This is a genomic window from Subsaximicrobium wynnwilliamsii, assembly GCF_007997225.1.
In the GTDB taxonomy this organism is placed as follows: domain Bacteria; phylum Bacteroidota; class Bacteroidia; order Flavobacteriales; family Flavobacteriaceae; genus Psychroserpens; species Psychroserpens wynnwilliamsii.
Genome location: NZ_VORM01000034.1, coordinates 21,151 through 32,382, shown reverse-complemented (window position 1 = coordinate 32,382; position 11,232 = coordinate 21,151). Strand labels below are relative to the sequence as shown.

Below are 11,232 nucleotides of genomic sequence, written 5' to 3'. Positions count from 1 at the left end.
TGTGTACGGCAGCTCTTTTCGTCTGTGAAATGAACTCCAAAATCAAATATATTCATAATCAACTGTTTTAATATCAAGTGAATATAAGATAATTATTTCATTTTAGGGCTGTTTGCGGATATACAATTTGGCAGCTATACGTCTTCAGCAAATCAAACGAAAACACAAAAAAAAACAAAGCTCAGATTGACTTTTGAAGATATACGAAAGATCAGGGAGGGGCATGATATCTTAGTAAACAATTTGGAAATGGACTTTCCCTCCTTAAAGGATTTCGCCTTGCAAATCGGCACCAATGAGTTTAAATTGAAGTACGGCTTTAAAGAGCTTTACGGGACTACAGTCTATCGTTTTTTGGTGCAGGAACGATTGCGCAAGGCACAAATGATGATACAATACAGTGATCTTCCCCTAAAATCCATAGCCTATATGACTGGCTTTAAAAGTATGCCGCATTTTTCCAGGACTTTTAAAAAACGTTACGGGTATTCTCCAAGTGCGCTTCGGAACAACTCCATAGAGGATAATGATTGATTCTAAGGGAGGTGTTTGTTAATCCTTAGTGGTCATTAAATTGCTTCTTAGAAATAAATTTTAGTGTGCATCTTTATCATATCAAATTAAAGGATATGAAAAGCTCTAAATCAATTTATCAATACATACCAAAAATCGCTTGTATTTTATTTTCAATTTTGTTCATCTATGCGGGGACAAGCAAATTACTTGATTTCCAAAACTTCAAAACCCAATTGGGACAATCTCCAATTTTGACTGCATACGCAGAATATGTTTCATGGGGTATTCCTTCAATTGAATTTATTCTTGCAGGTCTATTATTGTTTACAAAACAGATTCTTTTGGGATTATATGCGAGTTATGCTTTGATGGTTATGTTCACGGCCTATATCATCATTATTCTGAATTTCAGCGATTACATTCCTTGTTCTTGTGGTGGTGTATTAGAAAGCCTTGGATGGACAGAACATCTTATTTTCAATTCGGGCTTTGTCGTCTTGGCGATACTAAGCATTCTAATCTTGAAAAGGGATTCATTGAAACCAAATACAATATCCAATGTTTAGGGCATCCACATTTATCAGACTTTTGAGTATTGGGGTTTTGAGTATCTCAGTGGTTGTTGTATTATTTCTTATGTCAGAAGATCAAGTGCATCGTAACAATGCCTTTACCAGACGATTTCCGCACCATCCCATATCAAAGTTATATGATCTCGATTTAGGTTATAACTCATACTATATTTCGGGATATGTCGATAACCAGCTTTATTTGGGAAATCGAACAGCTCCATTACATCTCTTGAAAATTGACTTGGCTTCTCAAGATACCACGCATATTAAAATAAATCTCAATAAAAAGAATTTGCCATTTCGTTCAGCGGAGATTAAAATAGTCAGTCCATATTTTTTTCTTCTTGATGGAACAGTACCAGCAGTTTTCCGAGGAAAAATTGGAATGTGGGAAGCAAACTTATGGGATGAGCGTGATATTTATTTTTCCAAAGCTATTCCCATGGATTCAACTACACTCTTTGTTAAGTCTACAAGTTCACGAACTTTTGAATCTATACTAGGAATAGTGGATTTAGATAAATCCTCGGATATACTATTTAAAGAAGATCTTCTGGAAAAGCAGATTGATGGTGTATTTGATGTGGATGGTATAATGGTAGTTTCTGATGACGATAAATTTATTGGCTATGTCTATTATTACCGGAATGAGTTCATGATAATGAACAATGATCTAGAGCTTGAAACGCGAATGCGAACTATCGACACCGTAAGAACTGCTCAAATTTCACTATCAACTAACATTAAAAAACTGAAAATCACAATGAATGCCCCGCCAGTATATATTAATAAAAACGCGTATATGACAAATAACCTCATGCTGATCCACTCAGATAGAATCGGAAAATTTGAAGAGAAAGTGATGCATAATCAAGCTGCGATTATAGATATTTATGATTGGACAAAGTCCACCTATGAACTTAGTTTCTACGTTTATAACTTAAATGAATCGAAATTAAGGGAATTTGAGGTTCACGATGAATATTTTGTGTCATTGATTGGAAACTCACTATCACTTTATAAGTTAAAACCAACCCATTTTAAAATGAGAGAATAATCTAAAAGTTAAAAATAGTATCTATCGGCCGATAGCAGGAGTAAGACTGAAAACCTGTATAATAGAGTAGGTCATTAATTTAAATTTTTTAATCATGAAAACTCGTAAAATTCAATTTTTGATGCCAGTTCTGGCAATTGTATTTGCAATGACTTCTGCTTTTAGCACGTCAGGCAATAAGGGAGAAGCTGCACTAAGTGTAATCGCAGGTTATATTGATTCACCATCGCCATGCATGGTTCCAGTAACTTGTAGTACAATTATTGGCCCAATCTGTACAAATGGCTTAAATGGACCACAGGCCTTTGGGAAAAGTAATCCAAATGCGACCATTTGTCCACTCACGGTTTATAGACCTCAATAAGGTTGTAACTAGTTCGAATTTTAAGAGGAGTCAAATGACTCCTCTTTTTTTAATACTGATTCGTATTTGTAATCCAATCTTTCGGTTCATGACCTTTTAAATGATAATCAAACCAGTCTAAAACCTTACTGGTTAAGTCCAGTTGATTTTCTTTTTTCGTCAATACATGATATTCATTTGGGTAAATTAACATGATGTTTTCTTTTTCCATTCTTCTTAAAGCCAAATACATATATAAAGATTGATTCCAAAACACTCTAGAATCATTTTTTCCAGACCATGACAGTAGTGGTGTATTGATTTTATCTGATTGAAATATCGGGGAGTTCTTCAAGTACAGATCTTTCATTTCATAAAATGGTTTATTCATTCGTATTTGTCCAAATTCAAAATAATTCGTTTCGGGATGATTTCTAAATCCAGGGTGAATGGAAAGGGAGAAAGTAAACAAATCAGAAAATCCAGACCCAGCAATGGCTGCCGAAAACAAATTTGTTTGCGTTATTGTGAAATAGGTTTCATACGCCCCAAAAGAATGCCCCATAATACCAATGCCATTTGGATTTATGTTTTCAAGCTCCATTGCTTTTTTTGTAGCAGAAACGATACAGTTCGAAGCTGATATACCGGCATTGCCTTCTTCATAATTGATATCTGGGAGTAGTACGAAGTATCCTTTTAAATTAAGGACACTCGTGAGCAATTCTCCATCGGCAGCCATGGAAGGCAGAATGAATTGATTATAATATCTTGTTTGTTGATCATAGGGAATAACTATGAGTGGATATTGCTTTTCAGAATCATAATCTGATGGATAATAAAGAATACCTTGAAGCGGTTTGTTTTTAGAATCCTTATATTGAATGAGTTTCGAACTGCCCCAATAGAATTTATGTTCATGGGTATTGCTTTGGTATAGATCTGATAGTTCTCCGTCTTTATATAATTTCAGTTGTGGGGATTGGTCATATCTTTGTTGTCTGAAAACCATTGTTTTATTGTTTTTCGAAGAAAACAACTCATCTGTAAGGATATCTCCATAGACTAAAGTTTCATTTTGACTATTTTCGTTAAGAATTTCAAAACCTGAGAACTTAGATTGTAATGAGGTTTTTTTTACAATTATTTCCTTTGGATTTTCGATAATCGATACCTTATTGTGATGTATGGCTCTAGCGTTTTGACTAGCTCTCGGTCCATTGTAAATTTCATAACTATATCCGTGTTTAAAACCATTTGTTAATTGTGCTGTTGTGGAGTTAATAAGATTCATCCTCCAAATATTATTTACTCCAGAAATAAAAATTTCATTTTCATCCCTTGACCAAACGGGAAAACTCAATGGTATAGTCTCACGACTCGTTAAACTGAAATCCTTTGTAATTTTTTCCTTTATTGCTTTTGTAATTGCAAAATGCTTTTGTGAGTCAAGATCGTAAATCCACCAATTATTGTCCCTAAAGTAATTGAAGTATCTACCTTTAGGAGATGAAAGGATGGGGTTTTCTAAATTTAGTTTATCTAGAAAGAGGGATTTTTGATGTTTTTCCAAATCAAATATATAAACGTCAGAGTATAATCCTTGATGTTTAAATAGTGGTAAGTATTCTGAGTCGCTATAAATTAGTGCATGCGTATGGCTTTCATTTAAAACATACAGTCCTTGTGAACTATTGGTTATTTCATCAATTTTATTGTCTTTTAAATCCCATGCGGCGAGTTTGGCGCCTATAACACTAAAATTGAAATTTTCCTGCCTGGGAAACACTTCTGTATCCTTATAATGCCAAATCTCCACCTGATCTTCATTCCTTGACGCAAAGGTATCTGATACTCTCGTCCATTTTTGGATTGGAAAGAATATCCTATGCTCTTGCTTTGATATAAAAAAATCTGACACACTGATTATTAAGTTTCTAGAAACGTATTTATCTTTAGGAAAGTCCTTTTCCAGTCTCGGGTCATAACTGTTGAGTTTGTTGTTATAAAAATGAATAACATGACTTTTTTCGATATAGTCTGGATGACTATATTCTTCCAAGAAAATGAGGCTTTCTTTAGTTTCATGCAACTTCAAATTCTGAATTTTATCAGGTGATCTGTAAATTGGATGTTCTGAAAAGTTGTTTTCTAAATTAATCTTAACCACTTTATTCATGCCATCCATCTCTTGGATATAAGCCAAAATATTACCTTTATGATTGAAATGATGATCGGTAATGCCTGAAAATGTTTTTGAGAATCCACTTCTAATATCCCTTATTATTAACTTTTTCTCTACTTGAAAATAAAGAGACAAATAGTGTCCTGAATTAGACCAATCGTAAATTGTAGCATCCTCAAAATGCTCCCGTTTGCCATTTCTGAGATTGAGTAAACCAACATAGCCATCATAAGATTGGAATGCTACCCAATTCTCGTCTAAGCTAAATTTACTATTATATCCATTTGGTATCGCGAAAAGCTTATGCGTATCAATACTTTTTATAAACAAAGTGTCCTTATTTGATTCATAGCTCATGTGAAAGGAAGCCCATTTACCATAATTTGATAGCTGATCTTGTTTTAGATAGCCCCATAAATGGTAATCACTTTCTTCAACCACCTTATTTTTAATGGTCTGCCCGTTCATCGGGCAGACCATTGTTAAAAAAAAGACTAAAAACAAATAAAAATTTTTTACGAGAAAGTGTTTCTTAGTAGCCATCATTTTGAGGTAATAAATTAGTGTTTAAAATCAGTTCAGATTCCGGTAGTGGAAGCAATTTATCAGTAGACTGCCAGTTCGGTTTAATTTGCGATAATTGCTCATCGATTCGTCCAGTTCGCTTTAAATCAAAAAACCGATGTGACATTTCCGTAAAAAGCTCTATTTTTCTTTCTCGATAAATGGCATTTAAAAGGCTATTGGTATTAGTACTCGTAACGGGTTCTAAATTAGCCCTAGTTCTAATGGCGTTAAGACGGTTGAGACCATTAGAAATAGCTCCCAATTGCGCATTGGCTTCAGCAGCGATTAAATAGAATTCTGCCAATCGAAAAACAATGGTACACTCTTGTGTAGCGCTAGTGACTGTGTTGAGTTTATATTTAAATGGATAATACCAGATATCAGTTCCTGCAGAAACAGAACCTAGCCAATCCGTAAATCTTTGGTCATTGGGCTCGAAACTATTGACCAAATTCGGCGCTAATGCACTATTTGGAGGTGGGCTACTCGTAAAAATATAGGTTTGTGCGTCTAGGGTGTTACTACTACTTTGTCCCGAGTCATACTGCCAAATCGTTTCGTTACTTGTTTTAAAAAAAACTTGTTCGGTATCTGTGTTTAAAGTATAATTTGAATTTGCAATTAGTGCTTCCGACTCGTTTAATGCCAACTGCCATTGCTCGGTATAGAGGTAAACTCTCGATAATAATGCTGATGCCGTAAATTGGTTGGGTCTTAGATTTGTTATAGATGTATTTTCATTTTGTGATAACAAGGATCTGGAAAGTATTAAATCATCTATAATATTTTGATAGACACTGCCAATGTCATCCCTAGTTACATTTTTATTTATTAAAAAGTCGGTTGTTTTTATGTAAGGAATAGTTCCAAAACTATTAACAAGATAAAAGTGTATAAATGCCCTGGTAAAGTAGGCTTCGCCCAAAAAGCGTTCTCGATCCTCCAAAGACAAGGAGTTGGAATTCTCAACACCTTTTATAATCGTATTGGTAGCATAGATCAAGTTATAGCTTTCATTCCATAAATTTTGGATTAAGAAATTGGATGGGGTTACGTTATTACTGTAAAATTCCTGTTGCTGCAAATTTTGATTAAACAATTCAAGCTCATCAGTATATAATCCCATGAGGTAAGGAAGACCAGCAAGGCCACCAGTGGTGAGTGCATTGTCTCTTAGTTTTCCGTAGATATTTACAAACGCAGTGTTTGCCGTGGTGGCATTACTAAATATAGTTTCTCCAGTAAGCTGGTTATTTGGAGGATCAACCTCTACAAAATCTTCACAGGATATAGCGATTGAGGTGAGGCAAATCGCCAAAAAGACAATCAATGGATAATTTCTTAAATTTAGATGTATAAAGTTCATGTTAGCGATTATTTAAATGTGAATTTCGTTCCTAGTGTGATAAACCTTAGTGGGGGGATGGTGTTTCTAGATCTCGTCTCTGGGTCCAAACCATTATACTTAGTTAGGGTCAATAGATTTTGTCCTCTTAAAAAGACTTCGCAATTAACACGTTGGCGTATTGTTGGGAGTTGGTAAGAAAGTGCTACCGTTTTGAGACGGATATATGAGGCATCTGTAATACCCGCATCGCTCTGGGTATAATTAATAAAAGCTAAAGCACTTTCGGGATCCAAACCGGTAGTAAATTGTTGTACATCGGTAACATCCCCTATATTCTGCCATCTATCCAAAACTTCAACAGGCTGGTTGCTCATAGCGCCAATGAAATTACCACCTGCAAGATAGTGGGCACCAAGCTGCTTGGTAAATTGAAAGAGAACGTTGAGGGAGAGGTTTTTGTAGGAAAGGCTATTTTCAAACCCACCATAGTATTCAGGATTAAGATCCTTGACAATTTGTCTATCTTGTGGAGAGGAAATATTGCCGTCATTATTGAAATCTGTAAACTCAAACAAACCGGTTTGAGGATTTACACCCTGAGATTCGTAAACCTTTACAATATTCAAGGGTTGGCCAATGACTAGCTGATTGGCATAGGATGAGCCTTCCAAATCGGGAAAACTCAAAAGCTCGTTCTTCGGAATCGTTAGATTGACAGAAGATGACCATGAAAAATGTTCCGTTTTAATATTTTGACTTGTCAACTGAAATTCCAAACCACGGTTTTCAACGGTCGCATCCAAATTCGCATTGATGCTATTGAAACCAGTCGTTGCGGGGAGTGGGACACCAATTAATTGGTTGGAAGACCTATTTCTATAATAGCTACTGCTTAGAAGCACTACATCTTTAAACAGACCGAGCTCAACAGCGATTTCCAATTTTCTATTTTCTTCCCAACTAAAATCAGGATTGAACAATCGCGTTGGTTGAAGCCCGATGGTATTTTGATAAAATGTATTTCCAAATGAAAAGGTATTCAAATACTCATAATTTCCTATTTGGTCATTGCCTGATGTACCATAACTGCCCCTTATTTTTCCGTAACTTAATATGGGAAAAGTCTCTTTAATGAAATCTTCATTCGAAAAAATCCAAGCCGCTCCTACAGCACCAAAATTGGCAAACTGTTTATTAGGGCCAAATCGGCTCGAACCATCTCTTCTGCCTGTAAGGTTGAGAATATATTTTTGCTTATGATTTAGATTGACACGTCCGAAAAAAGCATTATATCGATATTCTATGGGATTGTCTGCCAAAACAAACAGTTGGGATGCTGCTGCTAGATTTTCAATCAAAACATTATTTGTAAATCCCGAAGCGATTTGGCTCAGTTGGTGGCTCGATTCTTCTTGAAAGGTTAGCCCAACCAAGGTTTGTACATCGGTATCAAAAATTTTAAAATTATGGTGTAATTGTGGTTCAATAATCCAAGACTTACGGTTGGCATCATTATGAATGGCTGAGGAGATCTCCGGGCCTAGGCCGAAGGCTGGGTTGAAGATTGTTGAGGGCACCGTCCTTATTTCGGATAAATTGTTTTGGGTATAGCCCAAACTAGTGATGAACTTGAAATCTTTAAATAATTCATAATCAATTGTTAGATTACTAATGAGATTCGTGCTATTTGAACCATATTTTCCTTCTAAGTTTCTTAAGGGATTATTCCAAGTAGAGTCTTCCCAATTTAAAGAGCCATCCTCATTGTAAAGTGTTGGTGCATTTGGCGCTAAGAGCAATGCCTCTCTAACCAAACTTGTTGCGGGCAGGTCATTGTTGTTTGATGAAAAATTGGCTGAGAATTGTAAGGCCAATTTTTCATTCTTTGATTTGTGGTTGATACTACTTAATACAGACATTTGACGATTTGAAAAGTCGCCCGGAAAAACATTGGTCTGTTTATTATAATTACCACTTATTAAGAATCGGGTCTGGGCATTGCCGCTAGAGAATGACGCTTGAACATTCTCAAGCCTAGCAGTTTTGCCAATAAGTTCTTTCTGCCAGTTTGTATATCTATTTTCATCCCATGTGCCATTGATATCGTAGGCATTGAAAGGTAAAGGGTCAATACCTTCATTTTCATAAGCCTCTCGTCGCATTGCTAGATACTCGGGCGTTCCCAATAAATCAATTCTATTGGCGATACTCCCGAAACCAGAGGTCGTGGCGATATTAAATTCAGTCGCCCCAAATTTGCCTTTTTTTGTGGTTATAAGAACCACACCATTGGCGCCCCTCGAACCGTAAATTGCGGTGGCATCGGCATCCTTTAAGATTTCGATACTTTGGATGTCATCGGAGTTAATATTGTTCAATGGGCTAATGCCAAAGCCTGGTATAATTAATGAAGTTTGAACATCACCAATGGTAGAGGATGCATAGGGTACACCATCTATGATGTATAAGGGATCATTTCCATTGGCTCTAATGCTGTTTTGACCTCTTATCTTGATCTCAAACCCCGCGCCAGGAAGTCCAGAGGTCTGGGTTATTTCTACACCTGCCACGCGACCTTGAATTGCTGCTAGGGGATTGGTTACAGGTTGGTTTTCAATGTCCTTTTGTTCAATCTTGGAGATATTGCCAGTAGCCTCTTTCTCCTTAACTGAATAATAGCCAGCATTGAGGGTAACCACATCCAATGCAGTAACATCCTCAATAAGTGTGACATTTATAGTTGTACGACCATCTAGTTTAACGAACTGGGTTTGATAACCCAATAATGAAAACTTAAGGGTTTCATTTGACGACTCCACTAGTGAAAAAGAACCATCAAAATCTGATGTCGTGTAATTGGTCGAGCCGTCAATTGAAATATAAACACCAGGAATAGGCAAACCCTCAACACCGGTAATAATACCTTTGATTTGGATTTGGACTTGCCTAGGCGGGTTAGGCGCCTTACGTATAATGGTAATATAGCTGTCTTTTGTGGTTGTGATTTTGAATTCTGTTTCTGGAAGACATTGCTGCAATAACTTCATAACCTTGATGACCCCTTTCCTAATGGCTATATCTGGTACATCTTTAAATATATCAGACTGGTAGATGAATGTACATTCTGTTTGCTTTCCTATCAATTCTAAAACCTCGTAAATGGTCATGGTTTTATCTGAATCAATGACGACTTTCTCGTTTTGCGAAAAAATCGCGCTTGACGAAAGGCTAAAAACAGTTGTACAGCATAGGAGTAGTAAAGTTTTCACGATAAACTTTGAGATTTCTTTCCATTGAAAGAAAAGCGTGTTTGTTAATTTTAATTGCATAAATTTGCATATTAGTTGGTGTAATACCGATTGATGTTTAAGGGGATTTAGCTGTGTACTGTTCAGGTTCTAGCTCTATTCCCTTTCCTTATTTACTTAATTATAATGGTCTTGTTTTCTATCCCATAGGCATTTATAAATTTTGTGCTTTGGATTCCGTTTAGTATATCTTCAATGTTCTGTGTTTTACTGAGAAGTCCGCTGAATCTTACGTCTTCTAAAGCTTGTGATTCAAAAGTGATGTCCACATCATACCATCTGGAAATGACCTGCATAATCTCTTTTAACGAGGTGTCTTTAAAATTAAAATACCCATTTATCCAAGCGATATGATAATCTACATTCACTATGGATTTGGTCAACTGTTGTGTGTCGATGTTGAGTGCTGTTTGTTCTGATGGACTTAACCGTGTCAATAGGCCGTTTACAAGGATATTTACTTGGCCTTCAACCAAAGTGGTATAAATGTATCGCTCATCATTATAAGCCTTAATATTAAATTTGGTACCAAGGACTTCTACCTCCTGATCCTTTGTCAAAACCTTAAATGTGTCACCATTATGACTAGTACTAGGTGATACATCAAAATAGGCCTCCCCATATAACAGTTCTACGGTGCGGGTAGTTCCGCTTTTAAATGCCACAGGGTATTTTAGTTTACTATCGGCATTTAACCACACTATCGTTCCATCAGATAGTTCAATTTGATATTGACCTCCCCTGGGTATTGTTAGATAATTGAAAGCTATTTTAGAATTAGTACTGGTTTTGGAATATTTCAAACGCTCTCCATTGCTATGTACAGCTCCTTTTTTAAATGGTCTTTCTTTTTCAAGTGCAACATCAACTCCATCCTCAAGGGTTAAAATGGCTTTATTCTTTCCGGCTGGAAAATTGACCTGTTCAACTTCCAAAAGTGTCTCATTGGTAAGACCGTTATAAGCTATATAACCTATCGATATAAAAAGGACAGCAACAGCTGCTATTTTGTAAAAAGATGATTTTGAAAGACGTTTGTTGGATTTTACTTTACCATAATGAGAAATTCTATTCTCTACGTGCTCCCAACCTAACTCCTTATCAATTTTATTCAGTAGCTCTAAATTTTCTTTAATTTCCTCTTCGGATAAATGTTGCTTTATATGCTTTTTGGCATCATCTGAAAATAAATCAGACTCATCCAAATCACCGAAGCCCTTATTGTCAAGTAAGGCTTTTGATAGCTTTTTAGTGAGTTGGTATATTTTATCGAGTAGTGTCATGCCAGACTTTTGGTTTTAACACTAAAACGACAAAAGTTTAAAGGAGGGTGCAA

8 protein-coding genes are annotated in these 11,232 nt (G+C 36.0%); 4 read left to right on the top strand and 4 right to left on the bottom strand.

Features of this window, described 5'->3' with window-relative positions:
- Positions 1-249 precede the first annotated feature (249 nt).
- The 4 genes from ESY88_RS18915 (at position 250) to ESY88_RS18900 (ending at position 2,509) form a co-directional block, all read left to right on the top strand.
- Positions 250-534 (top strand): helix-turn-helix domain-containing protein, encoded by a 285-nt coding sequence (locus tag ESY88_RS18915; RefSeq protein ID WP_147088231.1) that lies wholly within the window; start codon positions 250-252, stop codon positions 532-534.
- Positions 535-629: 95 nt separating this feature from the next.
- Positions 630-1,082: a MauE/DoxX family redox-associated membrane protein gene (locus ESY88_RS18910; RefSeq protein WP_147088230.1), complete on the top strand. Its 453-nt coding sequence runs from the start codon at positions 630-632 to the stop codon at positions 1,080-1,082.
- A gap of 70 nt (positions 1,083-1,152) precedes the next feature.
- Positions 1,153-2,145 (top strand): hypothetical protein, encoded by a 993-nt coding sequence (locus tag ESY88_RS18905; protein WP_147088229.1) that lies wholly within the window; start codon positions 1,153-1,155, stop codon positions 2,143-2,145.
- A 94-nt stretch (positions 2,146-2,239) separates the two neighbouring features.
- A complete protein-coding gene (locus ESY88_RS18900) occupies positions 2,240-2,509 on the top strand; it encodes a DUF6520 family protein (protein WP_147088228.1) in 270 nt (89 codons plus the stop codon).
- Between the two features lie 49 nt (positions 2,510-2,558).
- On the opposite strand, the gene ESY88_RS18895 is transcribed toward ESY88_RS18900, so the two are convergent.
- The 4 genes from ESY88_RS18895 to ESY88_RS18880 all read right to left on the bottom strand — a co-directional run bounded on the left by ESY88_RS18895 (position 2,559) and on the right by ESY88_RS18880 (position 11,179).
- On the bottom strand, positions 2,559-5,216 hold the full coding sequence (locus ESY88_RS18895; RefSeq protein WP_189702657.1) for an alpha/beta hydrolase family protein: 2,658 nt from the start codon (positions 5,214-5,216) through the stop codon (positions 2,559-2,561).
- On the bottom strand, positions 5,206-6,606 hold the full coding sequence (locus tag ESY88_RS18890; RefSeq protein WP_147088226.1) for a RagB/SusD family nutrient uptake outer membrane protein: 1,401 nt from the start codon (positions 6,604-6,606) through the stop codon (positions 5,206-5,208). The genes ESY88_RS18895 and ESY88_RS18890 overlap by 11 nt, the downstream gene beginning before the upstream one ends.
- An 8-nt stretch (positions 6,607-6,614) precedes the next feature.
- Positions 6,615-9,917: a SusC/RagA family TonB-linked outer membrane protein gene (locus ESY88_RS18885; RefSeq protein ID WP_147088225.1), complete on the bottom strand. Its 3,303-nt coding sequence runs from the start codon at positions 9,915-9,917 to the stop codon at positions 6,615-6,617.
- Between the two features lie 92 nt (positions 9,918-10,009).
- Positions 10,010-11,179, bottom strand: a complete 1,170-nt coding sequence (locus ESY88_RS18880) for a FecR family protein (RefSeq protein ID WP_147088224.1) — start codon at positions 11,177-11,179, stop codon at positions 10,010-10,012.
- Between the last annotated feature and the right edge of the window lie 53 nt (positions 11,180-11,232).